This window comes from Pseudomonas sp. GW822-FHT05A08 (assembly GCF_058800485.1).
Map to the genome: position 1 here is coordinate 6574178 of NZ_CM179511.1, position 16396 is coordinate 6590573.

A 16396-nucleotide genomic window follows, 5' to 3' on the forward strand; every position below is an offset into this window, starting at 1 on the left:
CCATGCCCTACAGAGCCACGCTATTGGCCGCAATCCTCCTGAGCGCCATCGCCCTGCCAAGCGTCGCCAGCTCGTGCCCCGACTGGGCACCTGCCCAGGCGCAAACCGAAACGGCCACCCTGCAACAGCAAATCAATCGCTGGGACGACAGCTACCACCGTGAAGGCCTGTCGCCGGTGACTGACGAGCTCTACGACCAGTCCCGCGCCCGGCTCGAACATTGGCAAAGCTGTTTCCCCACCGTCAGCGCAGACCGCGCCAACCCGCTACGCACCGCACGCGGTACTGTCCCGCACCCCATTCCCCATACCGGCGTGGAGAAACTGGCCGATGAAAGTGCCGTACGCCAGTGGCTCGCCGGCCGCGAGGAGGTCTGGGTCCAGCCCAAGATCGACGGCGTGGCCGTGACCCTGGTCTATCGCCAGGGACGCTTCCAGCAAGCCATCAGCCGCGGGGATGGCCTTCAGGGCCAGGACTGGACCGGGCCCGCGCAACTGATAAGCGCCATCCCCAAACGCCTGCCCGAACCGCGGGACCTGCTGCTACAGGGCGAGCTCTATTGGCGCCAGAACGATCACATACAGGCCAAGGCCGGCAGCCTGAATGCCCGCGGCCAGGTCGCCGGCCTCTTGGCGCGCAACCAGCTGGAGCCTCGGCAAGCCAGCCGGATCGGCCTGTTCGTCTGGGACTGGCCCCAAGGCCCGAGCACCCTGGCGCAGCGCCTGGCCGGCCTCAAGGCCCTGAGGTTTGCCCACAGCAGCGAGTACAGCCAGCGCGTCAGTACGTTCGCCGAGGTCCGGCACTGGCGAGAGCACTGGTATCGCTCGGCCCTGCCCTTCGCCAGCGATGGCATCGTCCTGCGCCAGAGCCGACGCCCAGAGGCGCAACGCTGGCAGGCCAAGGCGCCCTACTGGATCGCCGCATGGAAATACCCGTTCGCCCAGGCCCTGGCCAGGGTGCGCAAGGTCGACTTCAAGATCGGCCGCACCGGCCGGATCACCCCGATGCTCGAACTGGAGCCGGTCCTGCTCGACGACCGGCAGATCAGGCGGGTCAGCGTCGGCTCGCTGCCGCGCTGGCAAAAGCTGGATATCCGCCCTGGCGACCAGGTGTCGATCAGCCTCGCCGGCCTGACCATCCCGCGCCTGAACGCGGTGATACTGCGCACGCCCCAGCGTGTTCCGCTGCAGGTTCCGGATGCCTCGGCCTTCCATGCGCTCAGTTGCTGGCACCCCCTGCCCGGCTGTGAGAGCCAGTTCCTCGCACGCTTGACCTGGCTGAGCGGAAAATCCGGGCTGGACCTGCCCCATGTCGGCGCCGGCACCTGGGAGAAGCTGGTGGACGCCGGACTGATCAACGGCTTGGTCGATTGGTTGACCCTTGAACCTGCAGAGCTTGCTAACATTACCGGCCTTGGCGAACGCAGCATCGCGCGTTTGCTGAGCAGCCTGCACAGCGCCCGCCGACAGCCGTTTCATCGCTGGCTCAAAGCCCTTGGACTGCCACCGACCGGCGACGCCAGGCTCGAAGATGGCTGGGCGGCGCTGGCGGCCAGAACCACCGAACAATGGCAGGCCCAAAGCGCTATCGGCCCGGGACGCGCCGCTCAGTTGAGCGCCTTTTTCCGCGATCCGCAGGTCCTGGCCGTGAGTGAAGAATTACGTGCCGCCGGAATCGAAGGCTTCTGAGGCTTTTACAGCCGGCGGCGTTGAACCCCGGGGACGCAGATGGCTCAAACAGCCCGTCGCCCCACTCCTGCTATTCATCTTTTCACATGGAGCCTTTATGAAATTTCTTGCACCGCTCACCCTCTTCGCCGCATTCGCCCTGACAACCCCAGCCCTGATGGCCGCCGAGCAGGCCCCGGAACTCACCGGCTGCGCCGCCAAGCGCCAGGCCATCAGCACCCAGCTCGAACAGGCCAAGGCCCACGGCAACAGCGAACAACAGGCCGGCCTGGAAAAAGCCCTGAGCGAAGCCACCGCGAACTGCACCGACGCCTCGCTGAAAAAGGAACGCGAAAACAAGGTGCTGGACGCCAAGCATGAAGTCAGCCGGCGCCAGACCGACCTGGACAAGGCCATGAAAAAAGGCGACGCCGAGAAGATCAACAAGCGCAAGGACAAGCTGGCCGAGTCCCGCAAGGAATTGCAGGAAGCCCTCGACGAACTGGACAAGTAAGTTCGAGCCGCTGCGGCAGATGTGCCCGCCGCAGACACCTCAGGCGACAGGATCAGTGATCGCGAAACTCTTTATGGCAGGCGCTGCAGGCATCTTCGACTTTCTGTACCGCCGGCCCCAGGTTGCTGGCCTTGTACGGCTGGACCTTGCTGGCGATGACCAGTTCACCGGTGGCCGCCTCGAGGGTGCGGGCCAGTTCCTGGAAACGTGCCTGCTTCTGCCAGACATCGTCAGTCGCGCTGCTGTGCTCCTGTTCCTTGACCTGCGGGAAGTGCTTCCAGGGTTCGTGGGACAGGTTGTCCAGCTTGATCGCGCCTTCGGTAAAGCGTGGGCCGTCGAACGGGATACGCCCACGGAGCATGCCGCCCAGGTCTTCACCGGTCTTGAGCATCTGTTTGAAGATCGCCTTGCGCTGACCCAGCGGGGAGTTCGGATCGACACCGCCGCAGGCGGACAACGTCAGGCAGGCCAGCAATACAACAGAGAGTCTTTTAAGCGTCATGGTGGCTTCGGGTCACGGGAAACGGCCGCCAGTATCCTCGCCTGTCCGGCAAAGACCAATAGCCCTATTAACAATATGGATTGCCTGACGTTGCCATGCGCCCAGGCAAGCCACAAAGGAAGTACCCAATGAACACCCGTTTCAAGCTGTGGCGTCGACACCTGGCCTGGGCCTTGCCGACCGCGATCCTGCTGGCCGGATGCAATGGCGGCGAAGTCGGCAAGCCACCCCAGCCTCACGCCATCGCCACCTATACCAGCGCCAGCTGGGAAACCTTGCCCACTGTGTCCGACGACGACCTGCTGGCCGGCTTCGGTTCCTGGCGCAGTGCCTGCACCCGGCTGAAAGCCGACCCGGTGTGGGGCCCGACCTGCGCGACGGCGGCCAATGTGCCGCTCACCGCCCTCGATGTCCGCAGCTTCCTCAAGCAGCACCTGGACGTCTACGGCCTGCGCTCGGCCAGCGGCAGCAGCAACGGCCTGATCACCGGCTACTACGAGCCGGTCTATCCGGGCAGCCTGACCCAGACCCAGGCTGCGTCAGTGCCAGTCTATGGCGTGCCGGAAGACATGATCATCGTCGCCCTCGACAGCATTTATCCCGAACTCAAGGGCAAGCGCCTGCGCGGCCGCCTCGAAGGCCGGGTGCTGAAACCCTACGACGATGCCGCGACCATCGAGACCAAGGGGGTCAAGGCGCCGGTAATCGCCTGGCTGACCGACCCGATGAACCTGCAATTCCTGCAGATCCAGGGCTCGGGTCGTATCCAGCTGGAAGACGGGCGCCAGTTGCGCATCGGTTATGCCGACCAGAACGGCCACCCGTACCGTCCCATCGGCCGCTGGCTGGTGGATCAGGGCGAACTGAAGAAAGAAGACGTGACCATGGGCACCATCGCGGCCTGGGCCAAGGCCAACCCCAATCGCATCCCGGAACTGCTGGGCAGCAACCCCAGCTACGTGTTCTTCAACCGCAACCCGGACAGCAACGAAGGCCCGCGCGGCTCGCTGAACGTACCGCTGACGTCCGGCTACAGCGTGGCGGTGGACCGCAAGGTGATCCCCCTGGGCAGCCTGTTGTGGCTCTCCACCACCCGACCGGATGGCAGCAGCCTGATCCGTCCGGTGGCGGCGCAAGACACCGGTGGCGCGATCGCCGGCGAAGTTCGCGCCGACCTGTTCTGGGGCACCGGCGACGCGGCCGGGCAACTGGCGGGAGACATGAAACAGCAGGGCCAGATCTGGATGCTCTGGCCCAAGGGCGCCACGCTGCCGAAAGTGCCTGAAGTCACCGACAGCAAATAGCCCTGGCACCGCTGCCGCCTCGTCGAGAGGCGGCGGCAGTAGTGACGAAGATCAGATAGAAACGAAAAAGAAGCTGGCAATCAGCGCCATGCCGACGAACCACACCAGCGACCGCAGGATCGCCCAGTCCGCCAGGTAGCAGATGATGTACAGCAGGCGGCTGGTGATGAACAGCACCGCCAGCACATCGATGGTCACCAGTTCGGCGACGTTGGCGATGTGGGCGATGATCACCCCCGCGGCAAAGGCCGGGGTCACTTCAAAACTGTTGAGCTGCGCCGCTTGCGCCCGCCGGGCGAAACCCTCGAGGGTTTCGAGGTAGGCCCGCGGGTCATGGTTCTGCCGCAGGCCAAAGTCGCCCCCGCTGAACTTGGCGATGCTGTTGCACAGGTACGGCAGGAAGATGGCGATCAATACACACCAGAAAGCGACGGTCATGGCAGAGTCCTTTTTAAAGTCATGAGGGGAGCGGGGTCAGAACTTCATCACCAGCATGCCGATCAGCACCAGCCCACAAGCTAAGAGCCGAGGTCGGCCGAAAGGTTCTTTCAGGTAACGCATACCGAACAACACCACCAGGATCACGCTGATTTCCCGCAGCGCCGCCGCCTCGGCGATCGACCCCAGCTGCATGGCCCACAGCACCAGAGCGTAGCTGAACAATACGCAGAACCCGACGCTCAACCCCAGCCTCCATTGCTCGCGCCAGAACAGGCTGAAGGCCGCACGCTTGCGCAACAGCGCCAGCAACGGAAAGGGCCAGGCGCTGAGCAGCGTCACCCACACCAGGTAATCCAGCGGATGGGACCAGCGGCGCAATGCCTGGCCGTCGATAAAGGTGTAGCAACCGATGCACAGGCCGATCAGCGCCACCACCGGCAACATCGACCATGGCAGGCGGTCGCCGCCACCGCCCTGCCACAGCAGGCACAGCATGCCGAAAGGGATCAACAGGATGCCGAGGATCTGCTGGGGGCTGAGCACCTCGCCCGCGAAGATCAGGGTCAGGGCCAGCACCACCAGGGGCGAAAGACCGCGCATCAATGGGTAGACCAGACCCAGGTCGCCGACTCGATAGGCCTGGATCAGCAGGTAGCGGTAGAGCAACTCGAAAACCGCCGACGCCAGGATCCACGGCCAGATCTGCAACGGCGGCCACTCGACGAACCCCAGCATCAATGCCACGAACAACAAGGCGACGCTGTCCATGCAGGCCACCACCAATAACCGTTCGCCACTGAATTTGATCAGGGTATTCCACGCCGCATGCAGCAGCGCCGCCACCAGAACCAGAGTTGTCGCCAGCACCTCACACTCCCTGTTTGCTATAAGAGAATCGATTCACCTAAGGGCCTCGGCTGTCTATACTGACGCCGACCACGCCGCACTCAGTTGCGCATATCCATTCCAATAATTCCTGCCGCTGCCCGATCCGCCGGACCTGATCCGATGGAGGAGCAATGCCGGCATGCGTATGCCTGATCAGGGCGTCAAGACTACAGACAGAGAATCCTCGCATGCCACTCGCCTTGCTCGCACTGGCTGTTGCCGCCTTCGGCATCGGTACCACTGAATTCGTCATCATGGGCCTGCTGCCCGATGTCGCCCGCGACCTGTCCGTCAGCATTCCCCATGCCGGCCTGCTGATTACCGGTTACGCCCTGGGCGTGGTGTTCGGCGCGCCGATCCTCGCCGTCGGCACCGCCAACATGCCGCGCAAGGCCACGCTGCTGGGCATGACCCTGATGTTCATCCTCGGCAACGTGCTCTGCGCGCTGGCGCCGAACTACGCCACGCTGATGGCCGCGCGGGTGATCACCGCGCTGTGCCACGGTGCGTTTTTCGGCATCGGCTCGGTGGTCGCCGCCAGCCTGGTGGCGCCGAACAAACGCGCCCAGGCGATCGCCATGATGTTCACCGGCCTGACCCTGGCCAATGTGCTCGGCGTGCCGCTGGGCACGGCACTGGGGCAATACGCCGGCTGGCGCTCGACCTTCTGGGCGGTGTCGGTGATCGGGGTACTCGCCGCCATTGCCCAGTGGTTCTGGCTGCCCCGGCACATCGCCATGGACAAGGCCAACCTGGCCAGCGAGTTCAAGGTCCTGGGCAAGACCAACGTGCTGCTGGCCCTGGGCATGAGCGTGCTGGCCTCCACCAGCCTGTTCAGCGTCTTCACCTATATCGCGCCGATCCTGCAGGACGTCACCGGCGTCAGCCCCCATGGCGTGACCATCATGTTGCTGCTGTTCGGCGTCGGCTTGACGGCCGGCAGCATGCTCGGCGGCCGCCTGGCCGACAGCCGCCTGCTGCCGTCGCTGGTGACCATGGCGCTGGCCGTGGTGTTGGTGCTGGCCGCGTTCAGCCAGACCAGCCATCTGCTGATCCCGGCGGCGATCACGTTGCTACTGTGGGGAATCTTCGCCTTCGCCCTGTGCCCGATCCTGCAATTGCTGATCATCGACCAGGCCCATGAAGCGCCCAACCTGGGCTCGACCCTGAACCAGAGCGCCTTTAACCTGGGTAACGCCGCCGGCGCCTGGATCGGCGGGCTGGTCGTCGCCAGCGGCGCCGACCTGGCCGACCTGCCGTGGACCGGCGCACTGGTCGGCGGACTGACGGTGCTGACCGCACTGCTGTTCATTCACCTGCAACGTCGCCAGGCGGCCGCGATCAATGTATCCGGCTGAGCCCCGACGAGCGCGCGACTGACCCACGGTCGCCTGCAGAACCGCGCACTGGCCGACCGGCTCACCGACAGAAGAATCTGAACTTTCCTTGTCGGTGTGCCCCGGGCCGCCAGTGGCCCATCAAACCCTTGCTCGATGGCTTTCGGGCTTTCTTTTCACGTTTCTATCCAAGGGACTCCGGATGCTTGAACTCGTTGCCGCCTTCATCTGCCTGACCACCCTGCTCACCTACGTCAACTTCCGCTTCATCGGCCTGCCGCCGACCATCGGGGTGATGGTCACCGCCCTGCTGTTTTCCCTGCTGCTGCAAGGCTTGAGCGTCCTCGGCTATCCCGGCCTGGAAGAGCATGTGCAACAGCTGATCGGCCAGATCGACTTCGGCGACCTGCTGATGAACTGGATGCTGTCGTTCCTGCTGTTCGCCGGCGCCTTGCACGTCAACCTCAACGACCTGCGTAGCTATCGCTGGCCCATCGGCCTGTTGGCCACGGTCGGCGTACTGATCGCCACGTTCGTCATCGGCAGCCTGGCCTACTGGATCTTCGGCCTGTTCGGCTGGCACGTGAGCTTCCTCTATTGCCTGTTGTTCGGCGCCCTGATCTCGCCGACCGACCCGATCGCGGTGCTTGGCGTGCTGCGTACCGCCAACGCCTCCAAGCCGCTGAAAACCACCATCGTCGGCGAGTCGCTGTTCAACGACGGCACCGCGGTGGTGGTGTTCACCGTGCTGCTGGGAATCGCCCAGCTCGGCGAAACCCCGACCGTCGGCGCCACCGCCCTGCTGTTTGCCCATGAAGCCATCGGCGGCGTGGTGTTCGGCGGGCTGATCGGCTACCTGGTGTACCTGATGATCAAGAGCATCGAGCAACACCAGATCGAGGTGATGCTGACCCTGGCCCTGGTGATCGGCGGCTCGGCGATGGCCAGCGAACTGCACGTCTCGGCACCGATCGCGATGGTGGTGGCGGGCCTGATCATCGGCAACCTGGGGCGCAACCTGGCGATGAACGACATGACCCGGCGTTACCTGGACGGTTTCTGGGAACTGCTCGACGACATGCTCAACGCCCTGCTGTTCGCCCTGATCGGCATGGAGCTGTTGCTGCTGCCGTTCAACTGGCTGCACCTGCTGGCCGCGAGTCTGCTGGCGGTGGCGATCGTGCTGTCGCGCCTGCTCACCGTGGCTCCAGCCATCGTCCTGCTACGCCGCTGGCGCAGCGTGCCGCGCGGCACTATCCGGGTGCTGACCTGGGGTGGCCTGCGCGGCGGGGTTTCGGTGGCGCTGGCCCTGGCCCTGCCATTGGGCCCGGAGCGCGACCTGGTGCTGAGCATCACCTACATCGTGGTGCTGTCGTCGATCCTCCTGCAGGGCCTGACCATCGGCAAACTGGTGCGCCATGTCACCCAGGATGCACCGGCGGTCACCCAGGACGCTCACTGATCGCTTTTTGATCGATCGCGGACCCGCCCAGGGTCCGCAGTCGTTTTTGGCAGGCCACTTTCACTGCGCACCTGGGCATGGCTGATCAGGGCGAAGATGAAGCTGCCGCCGATGATGTTCCCCGCCAGCGTCGGCCCGGCGAACACCCACCAGAAATCCCGCCACGGCAACTCGCCGGCGAACACCAGGTACGAGACCTCCACCGAACCGACCACGATATGGGTGAAGTCCCCCAGGGCCATCAGGTAGGTGATCAGGATGATGATCCACATCTTGGCGCTCTCCATGGACGGGATCATCCAGACCATGGTGGCGATCATCCAGCCGGAGACGATGCCCTTGGCGAACATCTGCCCGGCATCGTTCTCCATGACCTTGCGCCCGATATCGAGGAAGGCCAGGTCGGTCCTGGCGTCGAAAATCGGCAGGTGCAGCATCACGTAGGCCACCAGCAGCGTGCCGCACAGGTTGCCCACCAGGACCACGCCCCACAAGCGGCACAGGCGCGCGAAATTGCCCAGGGTGGGTTTGCTCATGATCGGCAGCACGGCCGTCAGGGTGTTTTCGGTGAACAGTTGCTGGCGCGCCAGGATCACCGCCAGGAACCCCGCGCAGTAACCGAAACTGGCAATCACCTTGAACCCTTCGCCGTCGGGCAGGCGCGAGTCGAGCAGGCCCATGCCCATCAGCGACAGGCCCATGGTCAGGCCGGCGGCCAGGGCCGACCACCAGAGCGCTGCGACGCTGCGCTCCAGCTCCTTGTCGCCCTGGGTACGGATGATCTCGTGCAAGACCGCCGCGCGGGGCGGCTGGTTCTTGTCTACGTCGTGCTGCTCTTCGGGAGAAAGGCCCGGGGTCTTGCCGTCTGTCTGCACGTTAATGGCTCCTGAACCTGTGGGTACCTTGTCAGGTACGACATCCAGGGTTCAGGGCTCGTTCAGTGCCCTCATGCAGGAGCAGGCAGACTCACGCCTACAGCGGTCAGGCGATGGGCTCGTCGTCCTTGAACTGGTCTTTCACGTACCGGATCTCGGTACGACCGTGAGGAGCCGGCAAGCCGTCCTCGCCCAGGTTGACGAAGACCATCTTCTCGACGGTGAGGATGCTCTTGCGGGTGATCTTGTTGCGCACTTCACAGGTCAGGGTGATCGAGGTCCTGCCGAACTCGGTGGCGGTGATGCCCAGCTCGATGATGTCGCCCTGGCGCGAGGCGCTGACGAAGTTGATTTCGGAAATGTACTTGGTGACCACGCGCTGGTTGCCCAGCTGGACGATGGCGTAGATCGCCGCTTCTTCGTCGATCCAGCGCAACAGGCTGCCGCCGAACAGCGTGCCGTTGGGGTTGAGGTCTTCGGGTTTTACCCATTTGCGGGTGTGGAAATTCATACTCACTCCTGACCGTCTTGCCGATTGATGCCGGCATCATGGCAGACCCCGGCGCAGAGCTCTATTGAGCTTCTACTATGGTCGCGATAACCGTTCGATCATCGTCCGACAGAAATCCTTGGGAAGTCGCTGGCAGACGGCTATAATCGCCTCCGTTTCAAAACGGTAACGATCACCTGATACCGTTTTCCCGCCACCTGTCCGAGGGGCGCTGCAGCAGGTTCGACCTGTCAGGCTCGGATGGGGCGTTGTCTGGCCGTGATGGTTCGGTCAGTCACTAAACGCACAACGGCGCCCATTCGCATACTTACGAATGGAGGCTCTTCATGAGCGCTGTCATCACGCCTGCAGATTTTACCGACTACAAAGTCGCCGACATGTCCCTGGCCGCCTGGGGCCGTCGCGAAACCATCATCGCCGAATCGGAGATGCCGGCCCTGATGGGTCTGCGTCGCAAGTACGCCGCTGAACAACCGCTCAAGGGCGCGAAGATTCTCGGCTGCATCCACATGACCATCCAGACTGCCGTGCTGATCGAAACCCTGGTTGCCCTGGGTGCCGAAGTACGCTGGTCGTCCTGCAACATCTTCTCGACCCAGGACCAGGCCGCTGCCTCCATCGCTGCCGCCGGTATCCCGGTATTCGCCTGGAAAGGCGAGACCGAGCAAGAGTACGAGTGGTGCCTGGAGCAGACCATCCTCAAGGACGGCAAGCCTTGGGACGCCAACATGATCCTCGACGACGGCGGCGACCTGACCGAGCTGCTGCACAAGAAGTACCCGCAGGTGCTGGATCGCGTCCACGGCGTGACCGAAGAAACCACCACCGGCGTGCACCGCCTGCTGGACATGCTGGCCAAGGGCGAGCTGAAGATCCCGGCCATCAACGTCAACGACTCGGTGACCAAGAGCAAGAACGACAACAAGTACGGCTGCCGTCACAGCCTGAACGATGCGATCAAGCGCGGTACCGACCACCTTCTGTCCGGCAAGCAAGCGCTGGTCATCGGCTACGGTGACGTGGGCAAGGGCTCGGCCCAGTCCCTGCGCCAGGAAGGCATGATCGTCAAGGTTTCCGAAGTCGACCCGATCTGCGCCATGCAAGCCTGCATGGACGGTTTCGAACTGGTTTCGCCGTTCATCGACGGCATCAACACCGGCACCGAAGCGAGCATCGACAAGGCCCTGCTGGGCAAGATCGACCTCATCGTGACCACCACCGGTAACGTCAATGTTTGCGACGCAAACATGCTCAAGGCCCTGAAGAAGCGCGCCGTTGTCTGCAACATCGGTCACTTCGACAACGAAATCGACACCGCTTTCATGCGCAAGAACTGGGCATGGGAAGAAGTGAAGCCGCAGGTGCACAAGGTTCACCGCACCGGCCCAGGCGCTTTCGACGCCCAGAACGACGACTACCTGATCCTGCTGGCCGAAGGCCGCCTGGTGAACCTGGGCAACGCCACCGGTCACCCAAGCCGCATCATGGACGGTTCGTTCGCCAACCAGGTTCTGGCGCAGATCTTCCTGTTCGGCCAGAAGTACGCCGACCTGTCGCCAGCCCAGAAAGCCGAGCGCCTGACCGTTGAAGTACTGCCCAAGAAACTCGACGAAGAAGTGGCCCTGGAAATGGTCCGCGGCTTCGGTGGCGTGGTCACCCAACTGACCAAGCAGCAGGCTGACTACATCGGCGTCACCGTCGAAGGCCCGTTCAAGCCGCACGCTTACCGGTACTAAGAGCAGTTGCAAGCCTTGAGCTTCAAGCGGCAAGCAAAGGCCACAAGCCGTGCTTGCCGCTCGAAGCTTTCGGCTTCGTCCCTATTTGCTTAAACAGTTTCAAGCAGCCCGTTCCAGGCACAAGAGCTGAGCGCACCTCCGCTACTCTTGCAGCTTGTGGCTTGCAGCTTGTAGCTGGAGGTTTCCTCCATGTCCCAAGACCGTCGCTACAGCTTCGAGTTCTTCCCGACCAAGACCGATGCTGGGCATGAAAAACTGCTCGCCACTGCCCGCCAGCTGGCCAGCTACAACCCCGACTTCTTCTCCTGCACCTACGGTGCCGGTGGCTCGACCCGCGACCGCACGATGAACACCGTGCTGCAGCTCGAAAGCGAAGTGAAGATCCCCGCCGCACCGCACCTGTCTTGCGTGGGTGACAGCAAGGCCGACCTGCGTGGCCTGTTGACCCAGTACAAGGCCGCCGGCATCAACCGTATCGTCGCCCTGCGCGGCGACCTGCCTTCGGGCATGGGCATGGCCAGCGGCGAGTTGCGTCACGCCAACGACCTGGTGAGCTTCATTCGTGAAGAGACTGGCGATCACTTCCACATCGAAGTGGCGGCGTACCCGGAAATGCACCCACAGGCGCGCAATTTCGAAGACGACCTCAACAACTTCGTGCGCAAGGCCAACGCCGGCGCCAACAGTGCGATCACCCAGTATTTCTTCAACGCCGACAGTTATTTCTACTTCGTCGAACGTGTGCAACAAATGGGTGTGAACATCCCGATCGTGCCCGGCATCATGCCGATCACCAACTACAGCAAGCTGGCGCGTTTCTCCGACGCCTGCGGTGCGGAAATCCCGCGCTGGATCCGCAAGCAACTGGAAGCCTACGGCGACGACAGCCAAAGCATTCAGGCGTTCGGCGAACAGGTCATCACCGAAATGTGTGAGCGTTTGTTGCAAGGCGGTGCGCCAGGATTGCACTTCTATACTCTGAACCAAGCCGAGCCAAGCCTGGCCGTCTGGAACAACCTGAAGCTGCCGCGTTAACCGCCCGACAGCATCGGAAAAAGGCCTTGGCGAAATCCAGGGCCTTTTTTTTAACCTCCATACATCCGAAGGATCGCCGTAGATGTCCACAGGCAGCACCGCAGCACGCCCACAATTGATCTATCTGGTTTACGGCGCCGCGACCTATCACCAGGAAGCCGCGTTCAGTATTGCCAGCGCCCTGGCCGGGCTGCGCGAAACACCGGGCGAAGCCCTCGATATCCAGGTCTTCACCGACAATCCCGCGCCTTACCGCGACCTGCCTGTGCGCGTGCGCCCCTTGGACGAAAACACCCGCCAGGCCTGGATCGCCCCACACGGCTACCACTTTCGCGCCAAGCACGTGGTGATGCAGCAGGTGCTGCAAGAGTCCGAACTGGCGCTGCTGATCGACACCGATACCTTTTTCCACTGCTCGCCGCTGGAGCTGTTTCGCCGCATCCAGCCCGGCACCCTGCTGTGTAACGCATTCGGCATGTGCTACGGCGCCAACAAGGAGTCCGGCCTCTACCAGTCCCTGGCCGGCTTGCTGCGGGAACGAAAACTCGCCGACGACCAGATGCCATTGCTGAACTCCGGCGTGATCGGCCTGCACCGCGCGGACGCCGATGTGCTGGACCGCTCCATCGCCCTGATGGACGAGCTGTACCCGCTGGCCAATGGCGCCTACACCCTCGAAGAGTTCTGCCTGTCGGTGGCGGCCTACCGCACCAAGCAGGTTCGCGAATGCCCCGACCTGATCCACCATTACTGGAGCCGCAAGCAGCTGTTTCGCGCCAAGATCAAGGCCTGGCTGGACAAGCACGGCGCAGCACCCACCAGCAGCGTCGCCCTGGACGAAACCCGCCTGGTCACCGCGACCCTGCCACGCCCGCCGGCGTTGCAACGCCTGGCCTACAAGATCGTGACCCTGGCCCTGCCCGGGCACCAGCGGCAGTTCATGCGCGAAATCCTCTACGGCTGCTACCGCCACACCAACGAATTCGACCAGGCCTGCGCCCCGGTCTGGTGGGAGAAAGCCCGGGAAAACGCCGAAGGCCGCCTGAAAAAGCCGCTCAACAGCCATCAACTCGAGCGCTGGTTCAATCACCCGGTGATTCGCCTGGTACTGGGCCAGCGGCGCAAGGCCATCTACCTGCATCTGATCGAGACAAAGGCTGACTGAGGCTTGAGCTAGACGGCCTCTAGCATTGGACGACCTCCCGTCGTAATCTCCAGCGATGCCCGTCATTGCCCAGCTGCTGACAGCCTTTATCTGCGCTTGCCTGAGCCTCACCGCCCATGGCGAGAAGCTGCGCATTGTCACCGAGCCCTGGGCCCCTTATGTCTATGAGGAACAGGGCAAGGCCCAGGGCCTGGATTACGAAACCACGGCCATCGTCTTCCAGCGCCTGGGGATCGAAGTCGAATGGCAGTTCCTGCCCTGGAGACGTTGCCTGGCCATGCTCGAACAAGGCCAGGCCGACGGTGCCCTGGACATCTTTCACAGCAACGAACGCGAAAGCAGCCTGCTCTACCCCAGCGAGCCGCTGTCGGACGTCGAGTTCGTGATGTTCTATGCCAATGCCCGGCCCTTTCCGTTCCGTACCCTGGAAGACTTGCGCGGGCTGACCGTGGGTACCTCCCCCGGCTACCTGTACAGCCAGGACTTCAGGGAATCCACCCTGTTCAAGCACGAACCGGCGCCGACCCACGAAGCCAACTTCGGCAAGCTGCTGCGCGGCCGTATCGACCTGCTGATCACCGATCGGCGGGTCGGCCAGCATCTGCTCGACCAACTGAACATTCGCCAGCAGATCACCGAGAACCCGGTGGTCATCAGCCGCCAGAGCCAGTTTCTCGCGGTGCGGCGCAATGCCGGCATGGACTTGCTGGTGCAGCGTTTCGGCGCCGAACTCAAGCGCTTCAAGCGCGAGCCGGCCTACGCCGAACTGAGCGCCCGCTATGGCGCGGCGCCGGCCATCGCCGACTCAAGCGCAATGCCGCCCGGCACACCACTGAAAACCGTTGAGCAGCAGGAAAGCAGCGCACGCTGATTGCTCTGTTATACTCCGGCCTTCCCGCCAGGCTCACGCCCGGACGCTCGATCCTGTTCAAGGCATCTCGATACCGCTACAGCGCAGCCACAAGGCCCGCGCGAGCCCTCGCCGATGAGCCTTCAGGAGCCAGCAGGACCGGACGGGATTGCGTCCTCTTAAACGCCATTCGCGCCAGGCAAGACTATCCCTCTGGGCCAAGCCCTCACTAAAACAGGATTACTCATGTCCTTTGCTTCCCTCGGTCTCTCCGAGGCTTTAGTCGGCGCCATCGAAGCCGCCGGCTACACCCAGCCTACTCCGGTGCAACAGCGGGCCATTCCCGCCGTGTTGCAAGGTCGCGACCTGATGGTCGCGGCACAGACAGGTACTGGTAAAACCGGCGGTTTCGCCCTTCCGATCCTGGAACGGTTGTTTCCCAACGGTCACCCGGACAAATCCCAGCGTCACGGCCCGCGCCAACCGCGCGTACTGGTCCTGACCCCGACCCGCGAACTGGCCGCGCAAGTGCACGAGAGCTTCAAGGTCTATGCCCGCGACCTGAAGTTCGTCAGTGCCTGCATCTTCGGCGGTGTCGGCATGAACCCACAGGTTCAGGCCATGGCCCGTGGCGTCGACGTGCTGGTGGCCTGCCCCGGCCGCCTGCTCGACCTGGCCGGCCAAGGCAGTGTCGACCTGTCCCACGTGGAAATCCTCGTGCTCGACGAAGCCGACCGCATGCTCGACATGGGCTTTGTCCATGACGTGAAGAAAGTCCTCGCGCGCCTGCCCGCCAAGCGCCAGAACCTGCTGTTTTCCGCGACCTTCTCCAAGGACATCACGGACCTGGCCGGCAAACTGCTGCACAACCCCGAGCGCATCGAAGTCACGCCGCCGAACACCACGGTCGAGCGTATCGAGCAACGGGTGTTCCGCCTGGCCGCCAGCCACAAGCGCGCCTTGCTGGCCCACCTGATCACCGCCGGCGCCTGGGAACAGGTGCTGGTCTTCACCCGCACCAAGCACGGCGCCAACCGCCTGGCCGAGTACCTGGACAAGCACGGCCTGACCGCCGTCGCCATCCACGGCAACAAGAGCCAGAACGCCCGCACCAAGGCCCTGGCCGACTTCAAGGCCGGTGAAGTGCGGATCCTGGTCGCCACCGATATCGCAGCCCGTGGCCTGGACATCGACCAGTTGCCACACGTGGTCAACTTCGAGCTGCCGAACGTCGACGAAGACTACGTGCACCGTATCGGCCGTACCGGCCGCGCCGGTCGTTCGGGCGAAGCGATCTCGCTGGTCGCGCCGGACGAAGAGAAGCTGCTCAAGAGCATCGAGCGCATGACCAAGCAGAAGATCCCCGACGGCGATCTGATGGGCTTCGATGCCAGCGCCGTGGAAGCCGAGAAACCGGAAGTGCGCGAGCGTCCGGACGTGCGTAACCCACGCAACTCCCGTGGCCCGCGTGGCGACGGTCCGAATGGCGGCGGTGGCGGCGGCGGTCGTAAAGACAAAGGCAAGGACAAGGGCAAGGACAAACCGGCCGCTCGCGGCGACCGCCCGGCCCGTGAGCAGAAGCCTCGCGAAGGCACCCCGGCCCGCGAACAGCGCCAGCCGACGCCACGCGCCGACCGCGCCCCGGATGAGTTCCTGGACGACGACGTGGACAACTTCGGCAATCGCGCCGACTACGTCAGCCCGTACCAGAACAAGAACAACCAGGGCCGCGGCCGTCGTCCTGGCGCGCCAGCCCAGGGTGCAACCAGCAGCAACGCGCCACGCAGCGGCGGCCAGGGTCGCTCCGGCGGTCCGCGCACCAGCAACGGTGCCAGCACCGGCACCCCGCCTGCCAAGCGCAACGGCCCACGCAGCGGCGCTCCACGTGACGGCCAGGCCCGTCGCGAAGAGTCGCGCAATCGTCGTCCGGCCCGTGACGACCAGGCGCGTCAGGAGCCGGCGGTGCAGAACCCGCGCGGCAACCAGCCGAAGATCATGCACAAGGAGTCGAAAGCCGACCGCTTCCCGACACCCGAGCAGCTCGATCAACTGCCAAGCCGTCCACGTGGCGAGAAGCCAGCCTTGCTGACCCGCAATCGCTGAAGTTTT

Annotated in this window: 15 protein-coding genes and 1 riboswitch; of the genes, 10 read left to right on the plus strand and 5 right to left on the minus strand. The window is 63.7% G+C overall.

Going from position 1 to position 16396, the window contains the following annotated elements; all coding sequences use genetic code 11:
• The first annotated feature begins 2 nt into the window (after nt 1–2).
• Together ligB and AC3RCP_RS29770 are read left to right on the plus strand one after the other, a co-directional pair.
• The gene (gene ligB / locus AC3RCP_RS29765) at nt 3–1688 is read left to right on the plus strand and encodes an NAD-dependent DNA ligase LigB (RefSeq protein ID WP_492570635.1); all 1686 of its coding nucleotides are present in this window, start codon (nt 3–5) and stop codon (nt 1686–1688) included.
• A gap of 97 nt (nt 1689–1785) precedes the next feature.
• Nucleotides 1786–2181: a DUF1090 domain-containing protein gene (locus AC3RCP_RS29770; RefSeq protein WP_062824362.1), complete on the plus strand. Its 396-nt coding sequence runs from the start codon at nt 1786–1788 to the stop codon at nt 2179–2181.
• Between the two features lie 52 nt (nt 2182–2233).
• Here AC3RCP_RS29770 and AC3RCP_RS29775 read toward each other — a convergent pair whose 3' ends face one another.
• Entirely contained in the window at nt 2234–2683 is a 450-nt protein-coding gene (locus AC3RCP_RS29775; RefSeq protein ID WP_007922344.1) for a c-type cytochrome, read from the minus strand.
• A gap of 128 nt (nt 2684–2811) precedes the next feature.
• Here AC3RCP_RS29775 and mltA point away from each other — a divergent pair, with 128 nt between their 5' ends.
• On the plus strand, nt 2812–3987 hold the full coding sequence (gene mltA / locus AC3RCP_RS29780; RefSeq protein ID WP_009045987.1) for a murein transglycosylase A: 1176 nt from the start codon (nt 2812–2814) through the stop codon (nt 3985–3987).
• Between the two features lie 51 nt (nt 3988–4038).
• On the opposite strand, the gene AC3RCP_RS29785 is transcribed toward mltA, so the two are convergent.
• Entirely contained in the window at nt 4039–4425 is a 387-nt protein-coding gene (locus tag AC3RCP_RS29785; RefSeq protein WP_274301955.1) for an MAPEG family protein, read from the minus strand.
• A 36-nt stretch (nt 4426–4461) separates the two neighbouring features.
• Nucleotides 4462–5295 carry an EamA family transporter gene (locus AC3RCP_RS29790; RefSeq protein WP_062824360.1) on the minus strand — a complete coding sequence of 278 codons (834 nt, stop codon included), beginning with the start codon at nt 5293–5295 and terminating at the stop codon, nt 4462–4464.
• Nucleotides 5296–5504: 209 nt separating this feature from the next.
• Between AC3RCP_RS29790 and AC3RCP_RS29795 the strand changes: the two genes are divergently transcribed.
• Together AC3RCP_RS29795 and AC3RCP_RS29800 are read left to right on the plus strand one after the other, a co-directional pair.
• Nucleotides 5505–6674 (plus strand): MFS transporter, encoded by a 1170-nt coding sequence (locus AC3RCP_RS29795; protein WP_492570634.1) that lies wholly within the window; start codon nt 5505–5507, stop codon nt 6672–6674.
• Between the two features lie 181 nt (nt 6675–6855).
• Nucleotides 6856–8115: a cation:proton antiporter gene (locus AC3RCP_RS29800; RefSeq protein ID WP_101339341.1), complete on the plus strand. Its 1260-nt coding sequence runs from the start codon at nt 6856–6858 to the stop codon at nt 8113–8115.
• Here the strand turns inward: AC3RCP_RS29800 and AC3RCP_RS29805 are convergent.
• Nucleotides 8109–8996, minus strand: a complete 888-nt coding sequence (locus AC3RCP_RS29805; RefSeq protein ID WP_101339342.1) for a formate/nitrite transporter family protein — start codon at nt 8994–8996, stop codon at nt 8109–8111. The genes AC3RCP_RS29800 and AC3RCP_RS29805 overlap by 7 nt on opposite strands.
• A gap of 100 nt (nt 8997–9096) precedes the next feature.
• A complete protein-coding gene (locus AC3RCP_RS29810; protein WP_007932525.1) occupies nt 9097–9501 on the minus strand; it encodes an acyl-CoA thioesterase in 405 nt (134 codons plus the stop codon).
• Nucleotides 9502–9698: 197 nt separating this feature from the next.
• Nucleotides 9699–9805: riboswitch (S-adenosyl-L-homocysteine riboswitch) on the plus strand.
• A gap of 22 nt (nt 9806–9827) precedes the next feature.
• Here AC3RCP_RS29810 and ahcY point away from each other — a divergent pair.
• The 5 genes from ahcY to rhlE2 all read left to right on the plus strand — a co-directional run bounded on the left by ahcY (nt 9828) and on the right by rhlE2 (nt 16390).
• Entirely contained in the window at nt 9828–11237 is a 1410-nt protein-coding gene (gene ahcY, locus AC3RCP_RS29815; protein ID WP_009045993.1) for an adenosylhomocysteinase, read from the plus strand.
• Nucleotides 11238–11426: 189 nt separating this feature from the next.
• A complete protein-coding gene (gene metF / locus AC3RCP_RS29820; protein WP_007932530.1) occupies nt 11427–12272 on the plus strand; it encodes a methylenetetrahydrofolate reductase [NAD(P)H] in 846 nt (281 codons plus the stop codon).
• An 82-nt stretch (nt 12273–12354) separates the two neighbouring features.
• On the plus strand, nt 12355–13437 hold the full coding sequence (locus AC3RCP_RS29825) for a hypothetical protein (protein WP_101339343.1): 1083 nt from the start codon (nt 12355–12357) through the stop codon (nt 13435–13437).
• 55 nt (nt 13438–13492) lie between these two features.
• Complete coding sequence (locus tag AC3RCP_RS29830) at nt 13493–14308, plus strand: substrate-binding periplasmic protein (RefSeq protein WP_101339344.1); 816 nt, start codon at nt 13493–13495, stop codon at nt 14306–14308.
• Between the two features lie 225 nt (nt 14309–14533).
• Complete coding sequence (gene rhlE2 / locus AC3RCP_RS29835; RefSeq protein WP_007932533.1) at nt 14534–16390, plus strand: RNA helicase RhlE2; 1857 nt, start codon at nt 14534–14536, stop codon at nt 16388–16390.
• The last annotated feature ends 6 nt before the right edge of the window (nt 16391–16396 follow it).